26 protein-coding genes are annotated in these 26,796 nt (G+C 71.7%); 17 read left to right on the top strand and 9 right to left on the bottom strand.

Annotated features, from left to right (window positions below; genetic code table 11):
* The first annotated feature begins 107 nt into the window (after positions 1-107).
* Entirely contained in the window at positions 108-341 is a 234-nt protein-coding gene (locus HW837_RS02590; RefSeq protein WP_193382406.1) for a hypothetical protein, read from the top strand.
* Between the two features lie 4 nt (positions 342-345).
* On the opposite strand, the gene HW837_RS02585 is transcribed toward HW837_RS02590, so the two are convergent.
* Positions 346-1,377 carry a LacI family DNA-binding transcriptional regulator gene (locus HW837_RS02585; protein WP_045558681.1) on the bottom strand — a complete coding sequence of 344 codons (1,032 nt, stop codon included), beginning with the start codon at positions 1,375-1,377 and terminating at the stop codon, positions 346-348.
* A 401-nt stretch (positions 1,378-1,778) separates the two neighbouring features.
* On the opposite strand from HW837_RS02585, the gene HW837_RS02580 reads away from it, so the two are divergent.
* Both HW837_RS02580 and HW837_RS02575 read left to right on the top strand, forming a co-directional pair.
* On the top strand, positions 1,779-3,839 hold the full coding sequence (locus HW837_RS02580) for an RICIN domain-containing protein (protein ID WP_093790743.1): 2,061 nt from the start codon (positions 1,779-1,781) through the stop codon (positions 3,837-3,839).
* A gap of 227 nt (positions 3,840-4,066) precedes the next feature.
* Entirely contained in the window at positions 4,067-4,441 is a 375-nt protein-coding gene (locus tag HW837_RS02575) for a hypothetical protein (protein ID WP_045558683.1), read from the top strand.
* 191 nt (positions 4,442-4,632) lie between these two features.
* Here the strand turns inward: HW837_RS02575 and HW837_RS02570 are convergent, their stop codons facing one another.
* The gene (locus HW837_RS02570; protein WP_234442589.1) at positions 4,633-5,112 is read right to left on the bottom strand and encodes a DUF5990 family protein; all 480 of its coding nucleotides are present in this window, start codon (positions 5,110-5,112) and stop codon (positions 4,633-4,635) included.
* A gap of 128 nt (positions 5,113-5,240) precedes the next feature.
* Positions 5,241-5,702, bottom strand: coding sequence for a MarR family winged helix-turn-helix transcriptional regulator (locus HW837_RS02565; protein WP_045558685.1), 462 nt, complete (start codon positions 5,700-5,702; stop codon positions 5,241-5,243).
* 84 nt (positions 5,703-5,786) lie between these two features.
* Here HW837_RS02565 and HW837_RS02560 point away from each other — a divergent pair, with 84 nt between their 5' ends.
* The 7 genes from HW837_RS02560 (at position 5,787) to HW837_RS02530 (ending at position 11,148) form a co-directional block, all read left to right on the top strand.
* Positions 5,787-6,155 carry a VOC family protein gene (locus HW837_RS02560; RefSeq protein ID WP_045558839.1) on the top strand — a complete coding sequence of 123 codons (369 nt, stop codon included), beginning with the start codon at positions 5,787-5,789 and terminating at the stop codon, positions 6,153-6,155.
* Positions 6,156-6,427: 272 nt separating this feature from the next.
* Positions 6,428-6,919, top strand: coding sequence for a DUF2975 domain-containing protein (locus tag HW837_RS02555; protein ID WP_093790740.1), 492 nt, complete (start codon positions 6,428-6,430; stop codon positions 6,917-6,919).
* On the top strand, positions 6,919-7,140 hold the full coding sequence (locus HW837_RS02550) for a helix-turn-helix domain-containing protein (RefSeq protein ID WP_093790739.1): 222 nt from the start codon (positions 6,919-6,921) through the stop codon (positions 7,138-7,140). Before HW837_RS02555 ends, HW837_RS02550 begins: the two co-directional genes overlap by 1 nt.
* Positions 7,141-7,343: 203 nt before the next feature.
* Positions 7,344-8,219, top strand: a complete 876-nt coding sequence (locus HW837_RS02545) for a bile acid:sodium symporter family protein (RefSeq protein WP_193382407.1) — start codon at positions 7,344-7,346, stop codon at positions 8,217-8,219.
* A 305-nt stretch (positions 8,220-8,524) separates the two neighbouring features.
* Entirely contained in the window at positions 8,525-9,070 is a 546-nt protein-coding gene (locus HW837_RS02540; RefSeq protein ID WP_193382408.1) for a hypothetical protein, read from the top strand.
* A gap of 155 nt (positions 9,071-9,225) precedes the next feature.
* Entirely contained in the window at positions 9,226-10,560 is a 1,335-nt protein-coding gene (locus HW837_RS02535; RefSeq protein ID WP_193382409.1) for a helix-turn-helix domain-containing protein, read from the top strand.
* Positions 10,561-10,590: 30 nt separating this feature from the next.
* The gene (locus HW837_RS02530) at positions 10,591-11,148 is read left to right on the top strand and encodes a hypothetical protein (RefSeq protein WP_045558694.1); all 558 of its coding nucleotides are present in this window, start codon (positions 10,591-10,593) and stop codon (positions 11,146-11,148) included.
* Positions 11,149-11,157: 9 nt separating this feature from the next.
* On the opposite strand, the gene helR is transcribed toward HW837_RS02530, so the two are convergent.
* On the bottom strand, positions 11,158-13,464 hold the full coding sequence (helR, locus tag HW837_RS02525; RefSeq protein WP_193379415.1) for an RNA polymerase recycling motor ATPase HelR: 2,307 nt from the start codon (positions 13,462-13,464) through the stop codon (positions 11,158-11,160).
* Positions 13,465-13,619: 155 nt separating this feature from the next.
* Positions 13,620-15,020 (bottom strand): glycosyltransferase, encoded by a 1,401-nt coding sequence (locus HW837_RS02520; RefSeq protein ID WP_193379416.1) that lies wholly within the window; start codon positions 15,018-15,020, stop codon positions 13,620-13,622.
* Between the two features lie 367 nt (positions 15,021-15,387).
* Here HW837_RS02520 and HW837_RS02515 point away from each other — a divergent pair, with 367 nt between their 5' ends.
* The 3 genes from HW837_RS02515 (at position 15,388) to HW837_RS02505 (ending at position 18,915) form a co-directional block, all read left to right on the top strand.
* Positions 15,388-15,795, top strand: a complete 408-nt coding sequence (locus HW837_RS02515; RefSeq protein WP_193379417.1) for a YciI family protein — start codon at positions 15,388-15,390, stop codon at positions 15,793-15,795.
* A 17-nt stretch (positions 15,796-15,812) separates the two neighbouring features.
* Entirely contained in the window at positions 15,813-16,994 is a 1,182-nt protein-coding gene (locus HW837_RS02510; RefSeq protein WP_193379551.1) for an RNA polymerase sigma factor, read from the top strand.
* A 340-nt stretch (positions 16,995-17,334) separates the two neighbouring features.
* Positions 17,335-18,915 (top strand): carbohydrate-binding protein, encoded by a 1,581-nt coding sequence (locus HW837_RS02505; RefSeq protein ID WP_177261993.1) that lies wholly within the window; start codon positions 17,335-17,337, stop codon positions 18,913-18,915.
* On the opposite strand, the gene HW837_RS02500 is transcribed toward HW837_RS02505, so the two are convergent.
* From HW837_RS02500 to HW837_RS02485, 4 genes are all read right to left on the bottom strand, one after another.
* On the bottom strand, positions 18,902-19,744 hold the full coding sequence (locus HW837_RS02500; protein WP_193379418.1) for an alpha/beta fold hydrolase: 843 nt from the start codon (positions 19,742-19,744) through the stop codon (positions 18,902-18,904). The two genes, HW837_RS02505 and HW837_RS02500, sit on opposite strands and share 14 nt — an antisense overlap.
* A 123-nt stretch (positions 19,745-19,867) precedes the next feature.
* On the bottom strand, positions 19,868-20,281 hold the full coding sequence (locus HW837_RS02495) for a VOC family protein (RefSeq protein WP_045558700.1): 414 nt from the start codon (positions 20,279-20,281) through the stop codon (positions 19,868-19,870).
* 110 nt (positions 20,282-20,391) lie between these two features.
* Positions 20,392-20,739 carry a substrate-binding periplasmic protein gene (locus tag HW837_RS02490; protein ID WP_234442590.1) on the bottom strand — a complete coding sequence of 116 codons (348 nt, stop codon included), beginning with the start codon at positions 20,737-20,739 and terminating at the stop codon, positions 20,392-20,394.
* A gap of 632 nt (positions 20,740-21,371) precedes the next feature.
* On the bottom strand, positions 21,372-21,617 hold the full coding sequence (locus tag HW837_RS02485; RefSeq protein WP_093790735.1) for a type II toxin-antitoxin system antitoxin: 246 nt from the start codon (positions 21,615-21,617) through the stop codon (positions 21,372-21,374).
* A gap of 20 nt (positions 21,618-21,637) precedes the next feature.
* On the opposite strand from HW837_RS02485, the gene HW837_RS02480 reads away from it, so the two are divergent.
* The 4 genes from HW837_RS02480 (at position 21,638) to HW837_RS02465 (ending at position 26,759) form a co-directional block, all read left to right on the top strand.
* The gene (locus HW837_RS02480; protein WP_093790734.1) at positions 21,638-22,942 is read left to right on the top strand and encodes an RNA-guided endonuclease InsQ/TnpB family protein; all 1,305 of its coding nucleotides are present in this window, start codon (positions 21,638-21,640) and stop codon (positions 22,940-22,942) included.
* Between the two features lie 26 nt (positions 22,943-22,968).
* Positions 22,969-23,370 carry an ArsR/SmtB family transcription factor gene (locus tag HW837_RS02475; RefSeq protein ID WP_234442591.1) on the top strand — a complete coding sequence of 134 codons (402 nt, stop codon included), beginning with the start codon at positions 22,969-22,971 and terminating at the stop codon, positions 23,368-23,370.
* 309 nt (positions 23,371-23,679) lie between these two features.
* Positions 23,680-26,079 carry a sensor histidine kinase gene (locus HW837_RS02470; protein WP_237269834.1) on the top strand — a complete coding sequence of 800 codons (2,400 nt, stop codon included), beginning with the start codon at positions 23,680-23,682 and terminating at the stop codon, positions 26,077-26,079.
* Positions 26,076-26,759 carry a response regulator gene (locus HW837_RS02465; protein ID WP_045558702.1) on the top strand — a complete coding sequence of 228 codons (684 nt, stop codon included), beginning with the start codon at positions 26,076-26,078 and terminating at the stop codon, positions 26,757-26,759. Before HW837_RS02470 ends, HW837_RS02465 begins: the two co-directional genes overlap by 4 nt.
* Positions 26,760-26,796 lie beyond the last annotated feature (37 nt).

Raw genomic sequence — 26,796 nt, 5'->3', positions numbered from 1 at the left:
CGGCCCTCGCGGTGTCGTCGTCGCGGAGGCATCATGGCGAGGCAGAGGCCGGGGGGCCGTGCAGGGGATCGTGCCGCGTGCCGGTCCATGGCAGGGGAGGGCACATCATGGCCGAACACCACGCACCGCCCAACGAGCCTTACACGGCCATCCTGTTCAAGTTCGTCGTCCTGGTCGGCCTGTTGTACATGCCGGTGCTCGTCTTCCACCTGGGCACCTGGTTCCCGTTCGCCGGAGCCAGCGGCTACCTCCTGTGGGAACTCGGCCGTCTGCACAGGGCGTTCGGCACCAGGGACGAGCCGCGGTCCGACCGGCGTCAGGGGACGACGAGCGGCGGCTGAGCGCTCAGCCGCCGGCACCCCGCGGCGGTGCCGTACTCCGTCGCCGTACGAGCCGGGTGGGCACGAGAGTCGTCCCGTGCTCCTCGCCGCCCCGCCCCGGTTCCCCCGGGTCTCCCTGTCCGCCCTCCCGCATCTTGCGCAGCACCCCCTCCACGCACAGCCGCCCCACCTCCGCGAAGTCCTGGTGGACGGTGGTCAGCGGCGGCAGGAAGGACGCGGCCTCGGGAATGTCGTCGAACCCGACCACGCTCACGTCCTCGGGCACCCGGCGCCCCCGCTCGTTCAGCGCCCGCAGCAACCCCAGCGCCATCTGATCGTTCGCGACGAACACGGCCGTGCAGTCCGCCTCCTCGGCGATCCGCAGCCCGGCCCGGTACCCGGACTCGGCCGACCAGTCGCCCCGGACGAGCGGCGGCGCGTCCGCCACGCCCGCCTCGGCGAGCGTGGTCCGCCACGCGTTCGCCCGCCGCTGCGCCGCGAAGGAGTCCTCGGGCCCGGCCAGGTGCCACACGGTCCGGTGCCCCAGCTCCAGCAGATGCCGTACGGCGTCCCGCGCGCCCCCCGCCTGGTCGGTGTCGACGACGGTGTACCGGTCCCCGGCGTCGGAGTCGGCGACCACGACCTGCACGCCGGGCGGCACGGACACGGTCGCCGCGTCCAGCAGATGCACCTCCATGATCACGATCACGGCGTCCACGGCCAGTTCCCCGAGCCGGGAGAACGCCCCGTTCACCTCGTCCTGCGTCGGCACGGCCACGGGCAGCAGCGTGACGGCGTACCCCTCCCGCGCGGCGGACGTGGCGATCGCGTCGAGCGTGCGGATGTTGCCGAGGGTGGAGAGCGAGAAGGTGATCACGCCGAGCGTCCGGAACTCCCCGCGCCTGAGCGCCCGGGCCGCGCTGTTGGGCCGGTACCCCAGCTCGCGCATCGCGGCGAGCACCTGGCGCCGGGTGTCCTCGTTGACGCCGGCGAACCCGTTGGAGACCCGGGAGACGGTCTGGGCGGAGACCCCGGCGACCCGCGCGACATCGCCCATGGAGGGCCCTTGCCGGGGCCGTCCCGTGCGTCTCCTCGTACGACTGTCGGCCGTGTCCACCTGGGTTCCCCCGACTCTTCCGCCTCGCCGCGACAAACCGGTTGATCCATCGATCCCTGCCGGCTGATCCACCGATCTTTGACGGATCCTTGACCGCCGAGATTCGCACAGTGTAGACATCCGCCTCAGTGGATGTTTACGTAAACATCCACCGCGACAAATCATACGAGAGCACACCAGACCGCACCAGAAGCTCTCACCCCGAGCACCAAGAGCCCCACCGGGACCTCTTGGAGCCCCACCCGCAGCCCCACCGGAAGCACCCCGCCGAACCGCACCACGCGGGCCCCGATCTCTATGTTCCGCCGGGACGCGGCACACGGAAGAGTTGGAGTACTCGAATGGCACACCGCACCCGTACGAGACGGCTCCTCGGGGCCATCGGCATCACAGCCCTGGCCACGGGCACGGTCATGGCCGCGACCTCCCTGCCGATGGCGCACGCCGACACGACGGCCGCGTCGGTGACGGTCAGCCCCGACCCCTCCTACAAGGGCCAGAGCTTCGAGGGCTGGGGCACCAGCCTGGTCTGGTTCGCCAACGCGACCGGCGACTACCCGCCCGCGGTCCGCGAGAAGCTCGCCAAGCTCCTCTTCGGCGAGGACGGCCTCGACCTCAACATCGCCCGCTACAACATCGGCGGCGGCAACGCCCCCGACGTCAAGGACTACCTGCGGGCCGGCGGCGCGGTCGAGGGCTGGTGGAAGGCCCCGGCGGGCACCACCCGCGAGGACGTCGACTGGTGGAGCGCCGACGACAAGAAGGACTGGAACAAGAACGCCGACGCCACCCAGCGCTGGTGGGTCGACCGCATCAAGAAGGACATCACGCACTGGGAGGCCTTCAGCAACTCCCCGCCGTGGTTCATGACGGAGAGCGGCTACGTCTCCGGCGGCTTCGACTCCTCGAAGGACCAGCTGAAGGAGGAGTCGGTCGAGGACTTCGCCAAGTACCTGGTCGGCGCCACCGAGCGCCTGGAGAAGGCGCACGGCATCAAGGTCGACACCCTCGACCCCTTCAACGAGCCCAACACCAACTACTGGGGCACCAAGCTCGGCGCCGACGGCCAGCCGACCGGAGGCCGCCAGGAGGGCGCCCACATAGGCCCCGAGCTGCAGCAGAAGGTCATCAAGGCGCTCGGCCCGGTCCTGGACGACTCCCGCAGCCACGCGACGATCTCCGCGATGGACGAGACGAACCCCGGCACCTTCGCCACGAACTGGAACTCCTACCCCCAGGAGGTCCGCGACCTCGTCGACCAGATGAACGTCCACACCTACGGCACCAGCCAGCGCACCACGGTCCGCGACCTCGCCAAGGCCGCCGACAAGCCGCTGTGGATGAGCGAGGTCGAGGGCGACTGGGGCGACGGCCAGAGCTTCACCGACATGCGCCCCGGCCTGGGCCTGGCGCAGCGCATCGTGGACGACCTGCGTGAACTGGAGCCCCAGGCCTGGGTCTTCTGGCAGCCGGTCGAGGACTACGACAACATGAAGCCGGGCGGCGAGTCCGCCAAGGGCGGCAACTGGGGCTCGATCCAGCTCTCGTTCTCCTGCGGGAAGAAGGACACCCTCAAGAGCTGCCCGATCTACACGAACACCAAGTTCGACACGGCCCGTAACTTCACGCACTACATCAAGCCGGGCGACCGTCTGATCAAGACCAACGACGAGTCGAGCACGGCCGCGGTCGCGAAGAAGGGCGACAAGGCGACGGTCGTCCACGTCAACAGCACCACCGAGTCGCGTGCGGTGACGGTCGACCTGTCGAAGTTCGGCAAGGTCGCCAAGACGGCGACGATCACCCCGGTGGTCACGGACGCGGCCGGCAAGCTGATCCGCAAGAAGGCCGTCAAGGTCACCGGCAAGAAGGCGACGATCACGGTTCCGGCGCAGTCGGTGACGTCGTTCCTGGTGAAGGGTGTCTCCGGGGTGGCGGCGTCGAAGGCCGAACTCCAGGACAACCACACCTACACCTTCACGGGCGTCCAGAGCAGCAAGAACCTGTCCGTCGGCCCCGACGGCAAGAGCCTGGTCATCAAGACCCCGAGCACCGCGGCCGGCAACACCCAGCAGTGGACCCTGGACCGCATCGGCAAGGGCGCGACCGACAACCGCACGCGCTACGCGCTGACGGAGACGACGTCGCACAAGCGCCTGGCCATCCGCTTCGGCTCCCTGGCGGCGGAACGCGACACGGCCACCCGTGACGAGGCCGCCCAGTGGATCCTGTCCTCGACGGGCGACGGCACCTGGACCCTGGTCAACGTCGCCACCGGCGAACTCCCGGACGTCTACGGCCAGTCGACGACGGACGGCGCGGGCGTCGGAGTCTGGACCCCGAACTCGGGCCTGAACCAGCGCTGGAAGCTGACGGACGTGACGGCGACCCCGGCTTCGTAGCCCCCCGCCCACCCTGCACGAGTCCGCAGAGAAGGCCCCAGGTCGATTTTCGACCTGGGGCCTTCGCATACCACCAGTCGGCCCTTCGGCATTCATTCCCCACGTCAACCGGCGAACTCGCGCCACACGAAGGGTGTACGTCGCGACGCATATGCAACCCGAATTGTGCCATTGACGTCGTACGGGAGGAATTCGGCACATCGGCCCATTCGGGAGGTGGTGTTTTCGTGCAGATTCTCGACGGCGTTCGCGCGACGTCACGGGTCATGCGCAAAAGCAGGGGACCCGTGATCGGTATCGCGGCGATTCTCCTGCTCGCCCGCGTCGAGGACGAGATCGTGGGCGTGGGCTACTTCTTGCTCACGGAGGCTGTTCTCCTCGCGCTGCTGGCCCTCTGCTTCTTCGTCCCCTGGCTGGGCAGGAAGCTGGTGCGCGAGTCCGCCGAGGAAGAGCGGGCGAAATCCCGGGGAAAGATTTCCCCGGAGATCGAAGAGGAAATCCGGGAGGAAGGCCGTCAGGAAGAAAGGGCCAAAGTCCGCGCCGACCTCCCCAAGCAGGTGGCACGGGCGGTCGACGAGGTGCTCCAGCGCAAAGACGGCTGATTGAGCCGTCCGGGCCGGAGCGCCGGGTTCGTTCGCCATGGGGGCCTCTGACTGCCACGCGGTCAGAGGCCCGCAGCGAGCCGTCCACGCGTACCGTCAGGCCGCCGAACGGCACGCCTTCCCTGTGTACGACTTGACGGCGGTGGGAGGTCCGCGGCCGGCCGGCCCCGTGGATCCCGCCCAGGACTCGCTCAGGACAGGCCCTGGCCGGCGGCCTCGGCGGTCCAGGTGATGTGTGGGGGCGTGACGCGCGCGTACAGGGGGTTGCCGTGCGGATCGGTCAGGCCGAGGTGTCCGACCAGCAGGCCGTCGCGTGCGGCGGCGGCGAGTGTGTCGGCGGGGACGGCGTCGAGCATGAGCTTGGCGCGGCGGAACATGGTGAAGGCGCCCGAGTCGTCGACCGTGCCCCATGACAGGTAGATGAACCGGAGGCCGAAGCGGTCCTGTATGTACGGGCCTTTCACCTCGGTGCCGGTCGGCGAGGTGGTCGCGCTGCACTCCAGGGTCCAGGTGGCGGACGCGGCGTCACCGGGCTGCGGCTCCAGGAGTTCGGCCGGACGGCCGCGGCGCTGCACCGCGACGTGGACGTTGCCGTAGGCGGGGACGTTCCTGTCGGCGGGGGCCGGGCAGGTGCGGCCGGGCAGGTCGACGGCGTCGATACGGATGCGCATACCGGCCATCATCCGCTGCTCCGGCCGTGGAGCGGTGACAAGGAGCTCGTCCTCGCACAGGTGAGGTGCCTGCCCGGGGGCGGGTGCGGTGGGGCTGCCCTACCGCTGAGGTGTGGGCGCCGGAGAAGTCATGTCGTCGGCGCGGGCGGTTCGGTCAGTGAGGCGATGCACGTGCTGAGCAGGCGCCGCATCTGCTCCTGTTCGCCGGCATCGAGGTTGGCCAGCATGGCCTGCTCGACGCGGCGGACCGCGGCGCTCGCCACCTTCAGCTGGTCGCGCCCGAGGTCGGTCAGCTCGGTGGGCAGGGCCCTGCCGACGGGTGCCTGTGCGGGGCGGACGACGAGTCCCTGACGTTCGAGTGCTTGCAGGAGCACGTTCATCGACTGCCGGGTGACGAAGGTGCCGCGGGCCAGCTCGGAGTTGGACAGGCCCGGTCGCTGGGCGAGCAGCTCCAGGCAGGAGTAGTGGGTGATGGTCATGCCCAGCGGCTTCAGCACGGCCTCCAGCGCGGAGTGCAGGGCGCTCGCGGCCGCTTTCAGCATGTACCCCAGCGACGTGTCCAGCTCGATTCCGGGCTCACCTTGACTCATGTCAGAAGTCTGACATACGGTGATGCATGTCAGGAAGCTGACATGCATCACCGTCCGATGCGATGCGATGAGGAGTCAAAGATCGTGGCTGTGACCGGACCCGATTTCATTTCCCTCCAGGTGCGCGACCTGGAGCGCTCTGCCCTTTTCTATGAGCGGTACCTGGGCCTGAAGCGCTCCGACGCAGGGCCGCCGCACGCGGTCGTGTTCGACACCAAGCCGATCGCGTTCGCCGTCCGCGAGGTGGTCGAGGGCGTCGACCTGGACGCGATCGCCCAGCCGGGCCAGGGGATGGCGCTGTGGCTGCACGCCCCCGACGCGCAGGACATCCACGACGCGCTCGCCGCCGCCGGCGTGACGATCGTCTCGGCGCCCGTCGACGGCCCGTTCGGCCGCACCTTCACGTTCGCGGACCCCGACGGCTACCAGGTGACCCTCCACGACCGCGGCTGAGCCGACGTGTGCATACGCCGCGAACGGAGTGAAGCCTCGCTGGGCACGCTCCGCATCCTCCGGGCCCACGCCCCAGGGGCGCATGCCCTCCGCCCTCCTCTGCCCGCCTCCCACGGTGGGATCGAGGTAGACCCAGCTCGTACGCCTGGCCCGACCCCTCGCCGCCGCCCATGAGCGGCAGGCCTCGCCCCTCCCCCTCCCCTCCTCCCAGCCCTTGCTTCATCTATCGAATCTCGATAGATTCCCATCGTGCTTCGATGGGATGGTGAGTCATGGGAAAGCTGACCGTGCGTGCGCTGCGCGCCGTGCTCGCGGTGGTGCTTGTCGGCACCGTGTTCGTGCAGGCCCTGATGGTGTGGACGCTGGTCAGCGGGAACGACCCGGAGGACGGCTCGCTCCCGCTGACCGCGCTACGGGTGATCACAACCCTCGGCATGGTGTCGGCCCAGGTCGCCCTGATCTGCGTATGGCGGCTGGTGACGATGGTGCGACGCGGAACCGTCTTCTCCCACGCCGCCTTCCGGTACGTGGACGGGGTGATCGGCGCGATCGTCGGGGCTGCCCTCCTGTGGTTCGTGGTCACGGCCGTCAACGCGCCCGGCCAGCGGGACGACCCGGGCGTCACCGTCATCATGGGCGGGGTCGGCGTGGCCATCCTGGGGGTTGCGCTCATCGTCCTCGTCCTTCGGATGCTGCTCGCCCAGGCCGTCGCGCGCGACGTCGAGGCGTCGCAGATGCAGGCCGAGCTGGACGAGGTGATCTGATGCCGATCGCCGTCGACATCGACGTGATGCTGGCGAGGCGCAAGATGTCGGTGGGCGAGCTGGCGGACCGCGTCGGCATCACCCCCGCCAACCTGGCGGTGCTCAAGAACGGCCGCGCCAAGGCCGTGCGCTTCGCGACGCTCGCCGCGCTCTGCGAGGTGCTCCAGTGCCAGCCGGGCGACCTGCTGCGCTGGGAGGCGGAGGACGCCGCGGAGGCATGAGGCAGGGTGCGGAGGTGGGGGAGCAACTGCCGTTTTCGCATGCGCCGTTGTACGACGTCAGGGTTCTCGTTCCGCGGTCACGCTGACCAGCTCAGATTCTTGTAACAGCGGCTCCGTACTGCTTCACTGTGGCGACCTACGGGCCGTGCGGCAGGTCTCGCGGTTTCTCCTGCCTTCATGCCGTCATCCAGGGAGCGTGCGGCATGAAGGATTCAGCGCTGATCACGGCCGGTCTGCCCGTCGCGCTCGCCATCATCATGTTCGGTCTCGGGCTCTCGCTCACCACCGATGACTTCAGGCGTGTGGCCCGTTCCCCGAAAGCGGTCGTCTTCGCACTGACCGTGCAGATCGTGGTGCTGCCGCTGCTCGCCTTCGGGTTGGTCGAGATGTTCGACGTGGACCCGCTGCTCGCCGTGGGCGTGATGCTGCTGGCCGCGTCCCCGGGCGGTACCACCGCCAATCTCTTCAGCCACCTCTTCCGCGGGGACGTGGCGTTCAACATCACCCTCACCGCGATCAACTCCGTGCTGGCGGCCGTCACCATTCCTCTCATCACCAACCTGGCCATCAGTCACTTCGATGCCGAGGGCGACCTGGGACTGCAATTCGGGAAAGTGTTGCAGGTGATCGCCATCGTGCTCGTCCCCGTCGGGCTCGGCATGCTCGTCAGGAGACGCTCCGCGGAACTCGCCGCCCGCGCGGACCGTCCGGTCCGGGTGTTCTCCATCGCCGTCCTGGTCGCGGTGTCCCTGGTGGCGCTGTTGGGAGAGCGGGAGAACCTCACGGACTACCTTCGCCAGGTCGGCCTGGTGACCGGCATCTTCTGCCTCGCGAGCCTCGTCATCGGCTACGGCGGTGCCAGAGCCCTTCGCCTCGACGAGCCGCAGGCCGTCGCCAGTGCCATGGAGGTGGGGATCCACAACACGACGGTGGCCCTCACCATCGCGCTGAGCATCCTCGACAGCACCGAGGTGGCCATCCCCAGCGCCGTGTACTCGGTTCTCATGTACGTCCTGGCGACGGCCTTCGGCTACGCCATCACCCGGACGCGCGCAGGGGACCCCTCGACCGTGGGCTGACCCCCGAGAGCCGGGAGAGCCCGCGAGACCCCGAGCCTCGTGAGCCCGTGAGCCCGTGAGCCCATGTGGGGGACAGGCGCGCGGCCGAGCGGCGGCGTCTCAGGCATCCCAGGCATTCCCGAGCATTCCCCCACTCCCTTTCTCCGCAGGTCAACAAGGGTGGGACCGTTCTGCCGCCGGGAACGGGGCGGCAGCCGTTGTGGCGGGTCCCCGGCGTCCCCGAAGCTCTGGGTGTCGCCCCGGCCGGGACTGTCCGAACGCCTGGCGAACCCCTTACTGATCAGAGTCAGAGAAAGAAGACGCACATGAACAGGAAGTCCCCCGCACGCCGCCGTTCGAGCAGCCTCCGCGCGGCCGCCGCCGGTCTCGTCCTGGCTGTCGGACTCGGTGTGTCGGCGCAGGGGCCGGCGCAGGCGTCCGTCCAGACCGTCGCGAAGGCGCCCACCACCGCCTCGACGACGGCCGTCGCCGCGCCGAAGTCCGTCACCGGCACGCCCGGCAACGTGGTGACCCGCGTCGCCGACTTCTACGGCGCGTACATCGACGCGAAGGGCGACTACGCCGACCCGGACGCCGCGCTGGCCAAGGCGCTCCGCAAGCACTACCTGACGCCCGACTTCGCCAAGCGTCTGGCCGCCTGGGAGAAGAAGAACGGGGCGGACGGCGTCCTGCGGGCCCAGAACATCCCGGCGCGGTGGACGGTGACCGACAACGGCAGCATGGGGCACGCCCACGAGGTCACCGTTACGCTCACCTTCGGCAGTGGGAGGACCCTGAAGAAGAGCAAGCTCTACGTGCTCGTCGAGCGGTACAACCACGTCTCCGACATCGCCACCAAGAGCGCCCACTGACGGCCGAGCCCGTCCCGCCCGGTCGAGGCCCCTGCCCTCCGCCCAACCCGTTCCCCTGCCGTCCTTCCGGCCATGACGGAACCATCCCCGCTCACCTGACGTGCAGTGATATCAGGGCCTGGGATGCGGAATCGCGGGCGGACGACAGGGGAACGATGTCGATTCGGGACGATGCGGAGGAGTTCGCGGCGGAGCTGCGCCGGCTCAAGGACACCACCGACCTGAGTTACGGCGCCCTCGCCCGCCGACTCGACATGAACGTCTCCACGCTGCACCGCTACTGCGCGGGCGAGGGCGTGCCGAAGGACTTCGCGCCCGTCGAGCGGCTCGCGACCTTCTGCGGGGCGACCCCCGAGGAGCGGCTCGAACTGCACCGGCTGTGGCTGTCGGCGGTGGCGGCCCGCCAGCGGGTGCGTACGGCCGTTGCACCGGAGGCAGCGGAGACAGCGGAAGCAGCGGAGGCCGTGCTGCCAGTGCCGCCGGTACAGGAAGGGCTTCCCGCACGCACACCCACACCCACACCCACACCGGACACGGCCGGCGACGGAAACGGGGACAGCGATCGGGACGTCGACCCCACAGTCGCCGACCGCACAGTCGCTGACCCCAAGGTCGCCGACCCCACGGTCGCCGACCCCCTTCGTCGCCGTCGTCGCCGCCGCGTCCTGGCGGTCGCCGCCACCTGCGCCCTGCTCGTCATCACCGCCGCGACTCTGTCCGCCCTGTCGGACGACAACTCCTCCGAGGCGGACGCCTCCCGCTCCGCCGCCCCTCGGACCACCGCCCCCGGCGCGCCCGGCCGCTCGACGAAACCACCGGCCACGCGGCCGTCGGAGACGGCGGCCGCCGACCTGCCCCTCACCTGGAACGTCGACGCCCTCGTCTGGGACAAGGGCTGCGACCACGACTACGTCATCGACAAGCCGACCGCGCGGGTGCCTCCGCCGCCGCTCCAGCAGGACGCCGAGGCGTGGGCGTCGTCGCAGGGCGCGGTGCACGGGCGGCAGACGAAGGTGCGGATCTCGGTGCAGGGGCGGTCGTCCGCGGCGGTGGTCCTGGAGGCGCTCCACGTCCGTGTCGTCAGCCGTGGCGCGCCCGTCGACGGGAACGCCTACTCCATGGGCCAGGGCTGCGGCAGCGATCTCACGCCCCGCCGCTTCACCGTGGACCTCGACGAGGACCGCCCCGCCGCCCGGCCGGAGGACGGCGCGAACGGTGCCGAGGGCGGGCGCGTCATCCCGGCCGTACGCTTCCCCTTGCGCGTCTCCGCCGAGGACCCGGAGGTGCTGGACGTCGACGCGACGACCCAGACCTACGACGCCCGCTGGTACCTCGAACTCGACTGGTCCTCCCAGGGCCGCGCGGGCACGATCCGCATCGACGACCACGGCCGCCCGTTCCACACCACCGGCATCAAGGGCATGCCGCACTACTGGTACGGCACGAACGACGCGGGAGAGCGGGCCTGGGTGCCGCTCGACGGCCGATAGATCCACCGTACGAGGAGGCGTGATCGTTTCATGACCATCTCCAGGGGTGTCCCGGCCTCGCGACGGCAGACAGCCATCGCGGTGACCGGGCATCTGGACCTGACCGAGCACACCGTCCCACTGGTGCGGCGGGCCCTGGCCGAGCTGCTCGGACCGTACGCCGCGGCCGCCGGCCCGAACGGCTCCGGTGACCCCGGCGCCTCCCTCGTCGGGGTGTCCTGCATCGCCAAGGGGGCCGACACGCTCTTCGCCGAGGCCGTGCTCGGTCTCGGCGGGCGGCTGATCGTCGTCGTGCCCTCGCGCGACTACCGCCGGCGCACGGTCGAACCCGAGCACGGGGCCTCGTACGACCGGCTCGTCGAGGCCGCCGGGGAGGTCGTCCGGCTCCCCTACGAGACGGCCGCCCGCCCGGCCTACGAGGCCGCCAACACCGTACTGATCGAACGGGCCGACCGCCTCGTGGCCGTCTGGGACGGAACGCCGCCCACCGGCAAGGGCGGTGGCACCGCCGATGCCGTGCTGGAGGCGCGGGCGGCCGGGATTCCCGTGGACGTCGTCTGGCCGGAGGGGGCCGCCCGCGGCGGATGAACCCCGGGCTCAGGCGGTCGTGAGGATCACCAGCCGCTGCGTCGCCCGGGTCATGGCCACGTAGTGGTCCACCGCTCCCTCGACGCCCTCGCCGAAGGTCTCCGGGTCGACGAGGACCACGAGGTCGAATTCGAGGCCCTTCGAGAGTTCCGGAGTGAGGTGGCGGACTCGGGGGGTCGGAGGGACACGCGTCGCCCCGGAACCGGGCGTCGGGCGGACGCGCTCCGCGAAGTCCGGCGCGGTGATCACGCACGCGGTTCCGTCCGGGTCGGCGGACAGCCAGGTGTCCAGGACGGAGCCGAGTGCCTTCTCCACGTCCGAGGTGCGGGTGCGTTCGACCGGGACGCCGTTGCTGCGGATGGACGTCGGGACGTTCGCGTCGGGGAGCGCGGCTCGGATGACCGGTTCCGCCTCCGTCATGATCTCTTCCGGGGTGCGGTAGTTGATGGTGAGGGCGGCCTGTGTGATGCGGTCCAGGCCCACCCGGTTCAGGCGCTCCTGCCAGGACTCCGTGAAGCCGTGCCGGGCCTGGGCGCGGTCGCCGACGATCGTGAAGCTGCGGGACGGGCAGCGCCGCAGCAGCATCTGCCACTCCGCGTCCGTCAGTTCCTGCGCCTCGTCCACGACGATGTGGGCGAACGGGCCCGCCAGCAGGTCCGGGTCCGCGGTGACGAGTTCGGAGTCGTCGACCAGGCTCACCTGGGCGTCCTCGCCGCGCAGCATCGTCACCAGGCCCTCGCCGTCGTCACCGTCGGCGCCGGAGTTGGCGACCGCCTCGACGAGGTTGTCCACGACCTGGGTCATCCGCTCGCGCTGGGCGGCGAGGGTGGCCGCGTGGCGGCGCTTGCGGCGGGCCGTCTCCGGGTCGCCGAGGCGCCCGCGGGCGGCGTCGAGGAGGGGGAGGTCGGAGGTCGTCCAGGCCTGCGGGTCCGCACGCTGGAGGCGCCGCACCTCGTCACGGGTCAGCCACGGGGCGCACAGCCGCAGATACGCCGGCACCGTCCACAGGTCTCCCACCAGGTCCGCCGCCTCCAGGAGCGGCCAGGCCCGGTTGAAGGTCGTGACCAGGTCCCTGTTCTGGAGGAGCGCCTTGCGCAGGAGGGCGGGCGGTACGGCCGTCTCGGCATCGGGGTCCCCGTCGGGGCGGGCGGCGGCCTCCGCCTCGTACTTGTCCGTGAGGATCGTGAGCAGCTCCTCCCAGACCTGGTGGCGGGCCTCGTTGTGCGGGGTGCCCGGCTCCGCCGCGTCGAAGGCCGCCGACCAGTCGGCGGGACTCAGCCGGATGTCGGACCAGGGCGTCGTGACCGTCATGCCCTCGGCCGGCGGTTCCTCGTAGAAGCGGACGGCCTTCTCGATACCGCCCACCAGCGCCGCGGACGACTTCAGACGGGCCACCTCCGGGTCGGGCTCGACGGCAGCCGCCGCCCCCTCCTCGACCAGGTCCCGCAGGATGCACGTCTGTACGCCCTCCTCGCCGAGGCTGGGCAGGACGTCGGCGACGTAGGAGAGGTACGGGCGGTGCGGGCCGACGAAGAGGACGCCGCCCCGGCGGTGGCCCAGCCGGGGATCGGAGTGGAGGAGGTACGCCGAGCGGTGCAGGGCGACGACCGTCTTGCCGGTGCCGGGGCCGCCGTCCACGACCAGCGCGCCCCGGGAACTCGCGCGGATGATGGCGTCCTGGTCGGCCTGGATGGTGCCGAGGACGTCCCGCATGCGCTCCGACCTGTTGGCGCCCAGGCTGGCGATGAACGCGGACTGGTCGTCAAGGGCGGCGGTCCGGCGGTGGCCGTCGGTGAGGCTGTCGAGTGCGGACGGGGAGAAGATCTCGTCCCAGTAGTCGCTGATCCGGCTGTTCGTCCAGCGGTAGCGGCGGCGGCTGGTGAGGCCCATCGGGTTGGCGTGGGTCGCGCCGAAGAAGGGTTCGGCGGCGGGGGAGCGCCAGTCGACCAGCAGGCGGCGGCCCGTGGTGCTGTCGGTGAGGCCGAGGCGGCCGACGTAGACGGGGGTCTCCGGGTCGTCCTCCGTCACCATGCGGCCGAGGCACAGGTCCAGGCCGAAGCGGCGCAGCGTGCGCAGACGGGCGGTCAGGCGGTGGATCTCCGTGTCGCGGTCCATGGCGTGCCGGCCCAGGCCGCCGGGGGCCCGCCGTGCGGCGTCGAGTTGGGCGGAGACCTCGGCGATCGACTGGGCGAGACAGGTGGCGAGCGCCGCGAAGTGCCGCTCGTCGGTGGCGATGAGGGCGGGGTCGGCTTTCGCGGCGAGCCGGTCGGGGAGGCGGAACGCGCTGGGGTCGGTGTGGGTGGTCGGGGGGTTCATCTCATGGACTCCGAACGTCATGTCCGCGCGCTGCGAGGGGAGGGAGAGGGGGGAGGGAGAGGGGAGAGGGAGAAGAGGGGAGAGGGGCAGGCGGGCAAGGTGGGTCGGGGTGGGACGGGCCGGGGTAGGGCGGTGGAGCGTGGGGCGCCTCACCGTCACCGCCCTCCCCCTCCGACACCCCCTCTCCCTCCCCCGCCGTACGTGTCGAGCAGCCGTCGTGCCGCTCGCGTCGCCCCGTCGGGCAGGACCATCCCGGACACCTCCGCCGCCCGCGTCGCCGTCTCCGGCGCCAGGGCCATCTTCAGTGCGGTCGACAGGGACTCGAACGTCGGGGTCGGGCCGTCGTGGGCCACGCCGATGCCGAGGGCGGCCACCCGGGAGGCGAAGTACGGCTGGTCCGCGCCCTGGGGCACCACCACCTGGGGCGTGCCCGCCCAGGTCGCCGTCGTCGTCGTACCCGCGCCGCCGTGGTGGACGACGGCGGCGACGCGGCGGAACAGCGCGTGGTGGTTGGCCTCGCCGACGACGAAGCAGTCGTCCCGGTCGTCGAGCGCGGCGAGGTCCGCCCAGCCCCGGGAGAGAATGACGCGGCGGCCGTGGGCGCGGACCGCCTCGACGCAGGATCGGGCGACGTCCTCGGAGCCACCGACGGGGATGCTGCCGAAGCCGACGTAGACCGGTGGCGCGCCCGCGTCCAGGAACGCCGTCAGCCCGTCCGCGAGCGGCCGCTCGTCCGGCACGATCCAGGACCCGGTCTGCACGACACCGCGACCGAGCGCCGACGCCTCCCGCCCCACGCCCGCCGCACCGTCCTTTGACCGGCCCCTCCGTACGCCGAACCCGGCGGCCTCCGAGGGCTCCCGACCCACGGCCTCCCCAGCCACCGCCGCCGGTTCCCGCCCCACCCCCTCCCCAGCCGCCTCCGACGGCGACCTCCACGGATCCAGTACCGGATCCGTCGCCAGCCACGGCCGGTCGGTGAAGACGTGGTCGCGGACGTCGGTCACCGGTGGCAGGCCGACCGACGCCCGGTGGGCGTTGACCACCTCGCCGAACAGGTCGTTCGCACTGCGGGCGTCGAACTCCCAGAGGGCGCGGTTGTCGGTCGTGTCCGTCGGCAGCGGCCGGCCCGGCCGGGCCATCGGCGGATGGTGGGGCGACGGCAACGAGACGGACTGGAAGCTCGCGTACACATACGGGACGCCCAGCTTGTCGGCCACCGACCGCACACACGCCGCGGCCGGGAGCAGCCCCGTCGCCACCAGCACGTCGCAGCCCTCGGCCGCCTCGGCGACCGTGCCGAACTCCGCGAGCAGCTCGGCCGCACGCCGGGGCACGCCGTCCGGCGTCGGCGGCGCCCCCGCGGTCATCAGCGCGCGTACGGGGCGGCCGAACGGCACCAGCGGTACGCCGACACCGGCCAGCCGCCGCGCGAACTCCTCGTCCGGCGGCGCGCACACCCGCACCTCCGCGCCGAGTCCGCGCAGCCGGACCGCGAGTCCCACCAGCGGCTCGACGCCTCCGCGCGAGTCGTAGTTCGCCAACAGCACACGCATTCAAGCGCCCCCGGTTTTCGTCGTATCAGGCTCAGGCCGGAGATTCTGCGGCACCACGGGGGCCTTGCCGCAAGCCCCCCGGTGCGCTATACGTTGAGAGTGGCAAGGAGTGCATGACCTCCTTGCCTTTGTCGTGTCCGGCCCGCGACCCCCGCTTCAGCCGCCCCGTCACCGGCTGCCCCCCGTCACCGGCTGCCCCCCGTCACCGGCTCCCCGCAGCCTTCTCCGCTGCCGCTGCCGCCCTCCCGGCCCCCTCCAGAAAAATCCCCGAGAAATATCCGGCGGCGATGTCGAGATCCCCCGTCCCGCTCCGTCCTCGGGGTGAAGGCGACCACAATGGGTCGCACGAGGACCGAGGAGAACGACGATGGCCAAGTACCTGCTGCTGAAGCACTACCGCGGCGCCCCGGCCCCGGTCAACAACGTGCCGATGGACCGGTGGACCCCGGAAGAGGTGTCGGCGCACATGCAGTTCATGCACGACTTCGCCGCCCGGCTGGAGAAGAGCGGCGAGTTCGTCGACGGCCAGGCGCTCGCGCCCGAGGGGGCCTGGGTCCGCTACGACGGCGAGGGGCGCCCGCCGGTCACCGACGGCCCGTTCGCGGAGACCAAGGACCTCATCGCCGGCTGGATGATCATCGACGTCGACAGCTACGAGCGCGCCGTCGAACTGGCCGGGGAGCTGTCGGCCGCCCCCGGGGCGGGCGGCAAGCCCATCCACGAGTGGCTGGAGGTGCGCCCGTTCTACGGCGTGCAGCCCACCATCACGGAGTGACGTCCCAGGTGTCCACCATGAACGAGGTCCTGCTCAGGAGCCTCACACCGAGCGTGCTCACCGTCCTCGTCCGCCGCGGAGCCGACTTCGCGGCGGCCGAGGACGCCGTGCAGGACGCCCTGGTCGAGGCCCTCCGGGTCTGGCCCGCCGACCCGCCGCGCGACCCCAAGGGCTGGCTGGTCACCGTGGCCTGGCGCAAGTTCCTCGACGCGGCCCGCGCCGACGCCGCCCGCCGCCGGCGTGAGGACCGCGTCGAGGAGGAGCCGGTGGCCGGGCCCGCGCCCGGCGTCGACGACACGCTCCAGCTCTACTTCCTCTGCGCCCACCCCTCGCTCACCCCCGCGTCGGCGGTCGCGCTCACCCTGCGCGCCGTCGGCGGTCTCACCACCCGGCAGATCGCCGAGGCGTACCTCGTGCCCGAGGCGACCATGGCGCAGCGCATCAGCCGGGCCAAGCGGACGGTCTCGGGCGTGCGCCTCGACCAGCCGGCCGATGTCGCCACCGTGCTGCGCGTGCTCTACCTCGTCTTCAACGAGGGCTACTCCGGCGACGTCGACCTCGCGGCCGAGGCCATCCGGCTCACCCGGCAGCTCGCGGCCGCGATCGACCACCCCGAGGTGGCGGGGCTGCTCGCCCTCATGCTGCTCCACCACGCCCGCCGTGCCGCCCGGACCGCGCCCGACGGCAGTCTCGTGCCGCTCGCCGAGCAGGACCGCGGCCGGTGGGACACACGTCTCATCGCCGAGGGTGTGGAGATCCTCCAGGCGGCCCTCGCCCGCGACCGGCTCGGCGAGTTCCAGGCCCAGGCCGCCGTCGCCGCCCTGCACGCCGACGCGCCCACCGCCGAGGAGACCGACTGGGTGCAGATCGTCGAGTGGTACGACGAGCTGGCGCGACTGACCGACAACCCCGTCGTCCGGCTCAACCGCGCGGTCGCCGTGGGCGAGGCCGACGGACCCCGCGCCGGCCTCGCCGCACTCGCCGAACTGGACGGCTCCCTGCCCCGCCACACCGCGGTCGCGGCCCACCTCCACGAGCGCGACGGCGACCTGACCACGGCCGCACGGCTCTACGCCGAGGCCGCCCACAAGGCCCCCAACCTCGCCGAACGCGCCCACCTCACCCGCCAGGCCGCCAGGCTCAACGCCCGGCTCAACGCCCGGCTCGACGCCCGGACCCGGTCGACCGGCGACGAGTGAGCGAGTGAGCGGGGACGCGAGCGGACCGGCCGCGCCTGCGCCCCTGCCCTCTGCCCTCTGCCCTCTGCCCTCTGCCCTCTGCCCTCTGCCCCCTGCCCCCTGCCCTCTGCCCCGCACAGTGAATTCACATGCTCGGACGATCTCCGCTCCCTGAGGCGGCTACCCGCAGGTCAAGACGTTCTGCGGCAGCCCCGCCGTCCACCTTCAGTTCATCCATGTGAACAAAAGTCTGCGCGTTCTCTTGACGTGCTCAGTTCACCCCCGGACACTCCCTCCAGGGAAAGCGCTTTCTGCATGCACTTCGGACCACATTCTGGATCTCATCCCTGGAGACCGAACGATGCAATCGACGCACGTGAGAACCGTCATGGCGACGGCGAGCGCAGGCCTGGTGGCAGGGCTGCTGGTCGCGCTGTCCGGCACGGCGGCGCAGGCCGCGACCACCCGGTACGAGGCCGAGTCGGCACCCGCCGTCTGCACCGGGACCATCGACTCCGACTGGGCCGGATACTCGGGCAGCGGATTCTGCAACGGCACCAACGCCGCCGGCGCCTACGCGCAGTTCACCGTGACCGCACCCGCATCGGGCACGGCGACCCTGTCCGTCCGGTTCGCCAACGGCACCACGGCCGTACGGGCCGCGAGCGTCACCGTCAACGGGACGACCGCCGCGACCACGTCCTTCGAGAGCACCGGCACCTGGACGGCGTGGACCACCAAGACGCTGACCGTGCCGGTCACATCGGGCACCAACGTCATCCGGATCAACCCGACGTCCGCCACCGGGCTCCCCAACATCGACTATCTCGACGCGAACGTGCCCGAGGGCGGCGGCACCACCCCGCCGCCGTCGAGTTCCGCCCTCTACGTCGCGCCGAACGGCACCGACGGCGCGGCCGGCACCGTCTCCGCCCCCACCACCCTCACCTCGGCCATCAGCCGGATCACGGCCGGCGGCACGATCTACCTGCGCGGCGGCACCTACGCCCAGGCGTCGACCGTCACGATCCCGGTCGGCAGCTCCGGCACCTCCGCCGCCCGGACCACCCTGACCGCCTACCCGGGCGAGACGCCGGTCCTCAACTTCTCGGCGCAGAGCGAGAGTTCGTCGAACCGGGGGCTCCAGCTCAACGCCTCGTACTGGCACGTCAAGGGCCTCGTCGTCGAGCGGGCCGGGGACAACGGCATCTACGTCGGTGGCAGCAACAACGTCATCGAGCGCACCGTGACCCGCTTCAACCGTGACACGGGCCTCCAGCTCGGCCGTATCGCCTCCACCTCGCCCAGCAGCGAGTGGCCCGCCAACAACCTCATCCTGAGCGCCGAGTCGCACGACAACGCCGACTCCGACGGCGAGGACGCGGACGGGTTCGCGGCGAAGCTGACGACCGGGCCCGGGAACGTGTTCCGGTACGCCGTCGCCCACAACAACATCGACGACGGCTGGGACCTCTACACCAAGACCGACACCGGGCCCATCGGGCCGGTGACCATCGAGGACTCCCTCGCCTACGAGAACGGCACGCTCAGCGACGGCTCGCAGGCCGGCAACGGCGACCGCAACGGCTACAAGCTCGGCGGCGACGACATCGCGGTCAACCACATCGTCCGGCGCAGCATCGCCTACGACAACGGCAAGCACGGTTTCACGTGGAACAGCAACCCGGGATCCATGGCGGTCTCGGGCAACGTGAGCATCGACAACACCGAACGGAACTTCAACTTCGACGGCGGTACGTCGGTGTTCCGTGACAACACCTCGTGCCGGAGCGGGAGCGGGACGAACGACCGGATCATCGGCAGCTCCGACAGCTCCAACCAGTTCTGGTCCGGGACGAACGGCTCCCGGTGCTCCTCGTACTCCGGCGGGCTGCACTGGTCCTTCGGCAGCGACGGCAAGCTGAACGTCAGCTTCGGCTGAGGGACGCGCGTGCCGTGCCGGTCGTCTCGACGAAGGCCGTCACGGCACGCGCGTACGTCTCCGGGTGGGTCACCTGGGGGATGTGGCCCGCGCCGTGGAAGGTGTGGGTGACCGCCCGCGGAAGGGCCTCGGCGAGCCGCGCGGTCACCTCGGCGAACCACGGCGGGCCGGTCGTGCCGCCGGTGAGGAGGACCGGGCCCGTGAACGCGGAGAGGCGGGGGAGGTCCAGGTCCGCCCCATGCGGGTCGCCGTGTTCGTCGAGGAAGGTGGGGGCGTTGGCCAGGAAGGTCTGCCGGACCATGGGAGGGAGCCGGTCCCAGGTGCCGGGGCCGACGGCGATCTCGTCCGTGAACCGGCGGGCCGCCGCGAGGCGTTCGTCGGCGCGGAGGTGGGCGAGGACCGACGCGAACCGCTCGGCGACGTCCTTCAGCGGCGGTGGGGTGGCGGGCCCGTCGGACACGATGCCCGTCAGCGGCGGGTCGTGGGCGATCAGGCCCCGGAGGAGACCGGGGCGGCGGGCGGCCAGGCCCAGGGCGGTGGAGGCCCCGAAGGAGTTGCCCGCGACGTACGCCGGGGCGAGGTCCAGGGTCTCCATCAGGGCGGCGAGGTCCTCCTCGTCCTCACGTCGGCTCCCCTGTCCCGGTGGACGTTCGCTGCGGCTGTGGCCGCGGCGGTCGTAGACCAGGACACGGAAGCGTGCGGTGAGGGAGGGGAGGACCGGGAGCCAGGTGTGGTGGTCGCCCCAGGAGCCGTGCACCAGGACCAACGGGTCGCCGGACCCGGCCAGTTCGTAGAAGAGTTCGACGCCGTTCGCCTCGACCCTGGGCACCTTCGGTCTCCTCGTCCGTCGGGTCCGCGTGCTCCACCGGACGGTGGTGCCGTGGACTCAACGAGACGCCGCACCCGTGGGTTGTGCGCGCGGACGCGCTCAGCTCCCGCGACCCGTCGGCGCTCAGCCCCGCGGCTCGCTGATGTTGACCATCCACGGAACGCCGAAGCGGTCCGTGCACATGCCGAAGACGTCGCCCCACATCTGCTTGTCGAGCGGGACGGAGACGGTGCCGCCCGCGGAGATCTTCTCCCAGTAGCCGCGCAGCTCGGTCTCGTCCTCGCCGCTGAGGCTGACGGAGAAGCCGCCGCCGCCCTGGTACTCCATGCCGGGCGGGGTGTCGGCGCCCATCAGGGTGAAGCCGTTCGGCGCCTCCAGCATGCCGTGCATGATCTTGTCGGACTCCGGGGCGTCGGGCTGGCCGAAGCTGCCGAAGGTGTGCAGCGTCAGCTCGCCGCCGAAGACCTCCTTGTAGAACTCCATCGCCTGCCGGGCGTCGCCGTCGAAACTGAGGTAGGGGTTGAGCCGCGAGACCATGAGGACCTCCCTGAAACGGACAAACGGGCATACGGTCGGTTGTCCGGAGACTAGCCCCCGGCACTGACAACGGCATGCCGGGAGCGGTGGCGGGGGAGGCCTGGGCGAGGTCAGACCTTCGTCGGTTCCAGGTCCGTGCCGGCGATCTGGGAGGCCAGTTTCGGGCGGACCGTGAGGAGGTCGGCGGCGATCGGGTCGTGGAAGTACTTCCGGTAGAGCTTGACGTAGGTGCCGTCGTCGATCATCGCGTCGATCTGCGTGTCGAGGTCCTTCACGAGCCGCGGGTCCCCGTTCTTGCGGAGCGGGAAGGCGCTGCCCTGGAGGCTGTCGAGTTCCACGGCGACCCGTACCGGATGCTGCTTGGCGTACTCGTCCGCGTCGGCGCCGCCGAGGACGACCGCGTCGATGCCGCCGGAGAGGAGCTGGGTGATCAGGGCGGTCTGGTCCTTGAACTTCACGAGCTCCGCCTTCCCCATTTCCCGGTAGGCCACCGGCGGCGATGAGGTTGTGGCCGCAGCCGTGGCCGATGCCGGGGAGGGCGTCGTACTCGAGGATGAGGGCGATGGTGGGGGCGCCGGGTGCGGTGCCGGTCCCGGCGTCTCCGCTCGCGGCTCCCCGGTGGGTGGCGATGAACGCCGTGGGGAAGCCCACCCTTGTCGACCTCGAAACCGGCGGTGGCGAGACGGCCGGCCAGTTGCTCGACGGCGTAGTGCTCCTCGAAGCGGGTCTCCGGGATGCCCTTGGACCGGGTGCTGGAAGAACAGGCCCAGCGGGAAGGGCTGTTTGAGGCGGCGGAGCGGCGGTCGACGGCCTGGTCGGAGCTGGCGCGCAGGCTGCTGCACGCGCCGGAGTCACTGCGGACGGATCTGCTGGATCTGCTGGACCGAGCCGCGCGGGCACTGGAACCCGACCTGGCGCGGGCCGCCCGGGCGATCTCGGGTCTACTGCCGGGGCTGCGCAGGGCCGTCGCGCACGACGGCCCCGGCCGGGCGCTCGCCGCCCTGGACCCGGCGGGGCCTCGTACCGGGACGGACCGCCACGCGTGGTTTTCCACAAGTTCTACCGGGTTTCCGGGCAGGGGCCCGGTCCTTCAGGGCTGGGGGGAATGCCCGCTCCCGCGGAGCGGGGCAGGGGTAGCCGGGTCGCCGTCAGGGCGATCCGGCGTACCGGAGGACTCAACCGCTTGCCGCAGGTACCACAGCATCTGTCCGTGGGCGGAGCGTCCGTCACGCTCGGCTGCGGCCTTGATGGCGGCGTGCAGGTCATCGGGGAGACGGAGATTGAAGTTCACCATGCACCCAGAGTAGACCCGGAACGGGTTTTGACTTGGACCCAAAGTGCACCCATAATGGGTGCATGAGTCGTTTTCGGATGTACCCGACGCCCGCGCAGGCAGAGCAGTTGCTCTTGCACTGTGCGCACGCCCGGTATGTCTGGAACCTCGCCGTTGAGCAGCACTCGCACTGGAAGCGTGGCAGGAAGGCGGCGCCCGGTTTCGCCGAGCAATGCCGTCAGCTCACCGAAGCCCGGCGTGAGAACGAGTGGCTGGGCGCCGGAAACGCTGACGTGCAGCAGCAGGCGCTGAAGGACTTCGCCAAGGCCAAGAACGCACGCTTCACCTCGGGGTTCGGTGAGCCGAGCTGGCGCAAGAAGTTCGTGCACGAGGGCTTCCGCGTCATCGGTACCGACCGTGTACCCGAATACGACACCAACGGCTCGCCGAAGCTGAACGCCAAGGGCAAGCAGGTCATGGGTCGCTCGGTCGTCGTGCAGAAGCTCAACCGCCGCTGGGCGCAGGTGAAGGTGCCCGGTTGCGGATGGGTCCGCTTCCGCCTCACCCGCCCCGAACTGGCGTCCGCGAAGACGTTCCGCGTCACTCTTCGCAACGGCCAGTGGCACATCGCCTTCGCAGTCATCCCCGAGCCCGTCGACGCGCCCAGTACAGGTGAGGTCATCGGCATCGACCGGGGCGTGAAGGTCACCGCCGCCCTCTCCGACGGGCGCACCCTCAACTGCCCTCAGCTCACCGTCAGGGAACGTGCCCAGGTCCGCAAGCACCAGAGGCGCGCCGCCCGCGCGAGGAAGGGCAGTCCCGAGAAGACCGCCGAGTACGCGAAGGTCGCCCGCCTCAAGGCCCGCGAAGCCGACCGCCGCAAGGACTGGTGCGAGAAGACCAGCACCATGCTCGCCCGCACCTACGACCTGGTCCGGTTCGAAAAGCTGAACATCAAGACGATGACGGCCAAGGCCAGGGCCAGGCCGGACCCCGACCAGCCCGGCCAATACCTCAAGAACGGCCGGGCAGCCAAAGCCGGACTGAACCGGGTGATCCTCGCCCAAGGGTGGGGGCTGCTGCGGCAGCGCACCGAGCACAAGGCCCCCGGCCGGGTCGAGGACGTACCCGCCCCCTACACCAGCCTGCGGTGCAGTGCCTGCGGATGGATCGACAAGAACTCACGCAAGAGCCAAGCCGAGTTCGTCTGCTCGTCCTGCGGCTTCACTTGTAACGCGGACACCAACGCGAGTATCAACGTCGCGGCAGGACAGGGCGGGATCCCCCGCCCCAGGCGCTCAGCCTGTGCCGGAGGGACGACACTGCCCACCAAGCGGTCGAGCGTCCGTGAACCTCAACCCCGATGGGTTGGAATCCCCCTCTTTTAAGAGGGGGAGGATGTCAACACGGCATCGTGAACGTCGCCACGACCCCCGTCCTGGTCGTGCCGTCGGTCTTCGGCGGCCCGCACCTGCTGGTCAAGCACGAGCCGGGGTTCGCGGCGGTCGTGCAGTACCCGCTGCTGCCGGAGAGCGACGACCAGCCCGGGTACGCGACCGTGCACCGGCGGCTGGAGGTGCTGCGGGACCCCGGCCGGCAGCGCATCGCCCGGGCCATCGCCCGCGAGCCGCTCACGCCGTCCGAGCTGGCCACCCGGAGCGGGATGTCCCTGCCGCAGGTCTCCCGGCACCTGGCCCGGCTGCGCGAGGCCGGACTCGTCACGGTCGAGCGCGACGGCCGCCGCGCCTACTACCAACTCCACCTGGAACGCGTACGCCGCCTCGGCGACGACCTCCTCACGGCCCTCTTCCACTGACCGCCGCCCACGACTCCGGCTACTCCCACGACTCCCTCGGCGTCGGCAACTCCCTTACGGACACGCGCAGTTGAGACCGCCACCACGGCGCCCGACCGCCACGCGCAGGCCACGGCGCCCGACGCGTGCAGGGGACGGCATCCATCGCGCGGCCACAGCACCCGCGATCCGTCCACAGCCTGTGGACGACGCCCGCCCCCTCCCGCACACCCCAGGCACCCCCGTCCCGCCTATAACCCAGGTACGACGCGGACCTCGGTCTTCAGCCGGACTCGGGGCGGGCGGGGTCCGGCCTAGCCTGGTGGGGCCATGATGCGGACAGAGGACGACCGGCTGCTCCCGGTCCTGCTGATCGTCGCCCAGGCCGTGGTGTGGCCCGGGGCGGCGCTGGTGCGCGGGGCCGTCCCGAACGGGTCGGACCTGCTGGTGGCGACCCTGGTCGCCGGAGTCGTGACGGCCGCGCTGACGCTGCGCCGCAGCCGCCCGGTGGTCGCGCTCGTCGTGGTCGCCGTCGCGTGCGCGCTGGGCGCCGGCCCGCTGCCCGTCGGCGCGACGGCCGTGCTCGGCACGGCGGGCGTCGCGCTGGCCCTGTACACCGCGGCGGCCGAACGCGACACGTTCACCGCCGTGTTGTGCGTGGTGGCGCTCGCCGCCTGGCAGTTCCTGCAACAGATCAGCCTGCACGGCCTCAGCGACCCCGCCGGCCTCGATCTCGTCCTCACCGCCCTGCTGTACGCCACCGCCTGCGGCACCGGTCTCCTCGTACGACGGTCCCGGCGCGCGCGGTGGGCGGCCGAACAGCGGCTGAAACGCGCCGAGACGGAGCGGCATCGGCTGCCGGCGGTCGAACGGCGGCGTATGGAGCGGGAGTTGCACGACGTCAGCGCCCACCACCTGACGGCGGTCGTCGTCACGGCGGGTGCCGCGCTCGGCCTGCGCGCACAGCGGCCCGAACTGGCCGGAGAGGCACTGGAGTTCGCCGTCGAGACGGGACAGGAGGTCACCCGCGCACTCGGTGCCGTACGGGCACCGGCGCCCTCCCGGGAGGACCTGCCGTCGCCGGAGGAACGGCTGCTGGACCTGGTCGCCGGGTTCCGCCGGCTGGACCAGCGGATCGACTGCGAGATCGACCCCCTGCCGGACGGTGCCGTCGCGGACGCGGCGTACGGCATCGTGCGCGAGGGCCTGACCAACGTGGCCCGGCACGCGCCGGGCGCGCACACCCGGGTGCGGGTGCGCTACGGCGACAGCCGCACGGACGTCGTGGTCACGAGCGCGGCCCCGCCCGCCGGGACGACGGCCCACGCCTCGGGCCTCGGGGGCGGACGCGGCCAGGGTTTCCTGCGCTCCCGGGCGCGCGAGGCGGGCGGCACGCTGACCAGCGGGCCGACGGGGGAGGGCGGCTGGGAGATCCGCGCGGCGCTGCCCGGCCGGACCGCCGCGCCCGTGGAGGCGACGTTCCCGCGCGGCTACCGGGCGGCGCAGCTGGTGGCCGCGGCCGGCCTCGTCCTGCAGCCCCTGCTCCCGGCGCTGGTCATCCGCCCGGACACCGTGACGACCTCCTCGCAGGCCTCGCCCGGCACCCTCTTCGCCCTGCTCGCCGCGGCCCAGGCGCTCACCCTGCTCTGGCTGCCCCGGGCTCCCCGGACGGCCCTCACCACCCTCCTCGCCCTGCCCCTCCTGTGGCCCCTGGCCATGACCACGGCCCACTACACCGGCCCGGCCCTCCTCCCCCCGGCCCTGAGTCTCCTCGCCACCTGCGCGGCCCTCACGACCCGAACGGCCCGCAGGGTCGCGGAGGCAGGGGGACTCACTGCGGACGGGACCGGCCCGGAGGGGCGGACCGTGCGGCGTCCCCCGGCCTGGACGCGCGAGTCGGTGGTGCTCCCCGTCGCGGCCGTCCTCGTGCACAGCCTCGCCGGGGTCGTCGCCGTGCTCGGGCGGGGAACGGCGGTCTCCGGATGGGTGGTCGGGGCCGGGGTGAGCGCCGGGGCTGCGCTGGTGGTGGCGGCCGCCGTCCGGGGCGGGGTGCTGCGTGGACGGCGGGAGAGGGGCGACCGGGGGCTGCGGGACGAGCGCGTCGCCGTGTGGACCGAGGAGGCCGTGCGGGACGCGTGGGCCGAGCGGCGGCGGATCGCGGCGGGGCTGGAGACGACCGTGCTGTCCCGGACCGCCGACATGGTCGTGGAGGCACGGGCGGGCCGGCTCGACGCGGTCGCGGACCGTGCCCGCGAGGCCCTCGCCGCGATGCGCGCCCTGCTCGACACCGTCCGCGACGGCGAACACGACGCGGGCCCCGGACGCCGTCCGCAGCCCACCCTCCAGGCCCTCGACCTGCTCGCCCACCAGTCCCGGGCCACCGGCCGCGACGTGCGCATCCGGCTGACCGACCGGGTGCCCGAACGTCTCCCCACCGCCGTCGACCTGGCCGCCTACCACGCCGCCGAGACGATCCTCGCCGTCGGCGGCGACCACCCCGCGATGCTCGAATTCGACGCGGACGACGGTACGTTGACGCTCACCGCCACCGGGGTGCCGCGCGCAGCGCGCACCGCCGTACGGGAGCGGCTGACGGCCCGCGTCGCGCCGCTCGGCGGCACCCTGACCACCGGCGGCCCGGACACGGTCCACCTCCGACTGCCGCTCGCGGCGGTACCGGTTCCGCAGCAGGGCGACGCGACAGAGGACGAAGAGGGAAGTGACGGATGAGCCTCAGGGTGCTGGTCGTCGACGACCAGGGCATCGTACGGGCGGGGTTCGCCGCCGTGATCGACGCGGAGGAGGACATGACGGTCGTCGGTGAGGCCGCCGACGGCGCCGAAGCGGTGCGGCTCGCCGAGGAGTTGGCACCGGACGTCGTCGTCATGGACGTACGGATGCCGCAACTGGACGGCATCGCCGCGACCCGCATCATCACCGGCCGGGACGACGCGCCCCGTGTCCTGGTCCTGACCACCTTCGACCTCGACGCGTATGTCTTCGACGCCCTGCGCGCGGGCGCCTCCGGCTTCCTGCTGAAGGACGTGCACGCCGCCGAACTGCTGGCCGGGATCCGGGTGGTGGCCGCCGGCGAGAGCGTGCTCGCCCCGTCCGCGACGCGTCGCCTCATCGGCCACTACGCCTCCGGCACCGGGCCGGGGACGACGGACAGCGGCGCCCTCCGCGCCCTCGACGCCCTCACCGGCAGCCAGCGGGGCGTTCTCTCCCTGCTCGCCACCGGGCTCACCAACGCGGAGATCGCCGAGGAACTCGGCATCACCGTCGGCACCGTGAAGTCCCACGTCAACGCGCTGCTCCGCAAACTCGGCCTGCGCGACCGCGTCCAGGCCACGATCCTCGCCTACGACCTGGGCCTGGCCCGCCCGAACCCCCCGGGCCCCCACCTCTGAGGCCCACCGCCCCGAGACAACACCCCCGAGACGACCA

Source organism: Streptomyces caniscabiei, assembly GCF_014930365.1.
GTDB classification, from domain to species: Bacteria; Actinomycetota; Actinomycetes; order Streptomycetales; family Streptomycetaceae; genus Streptomyces; species Streptomyces caniscabiei.
The sequence above is the reverse complement of the archived record's forward strand: the minus strand, read 5'-3'. Positions and strand labels throughout refer to the sequence as shown.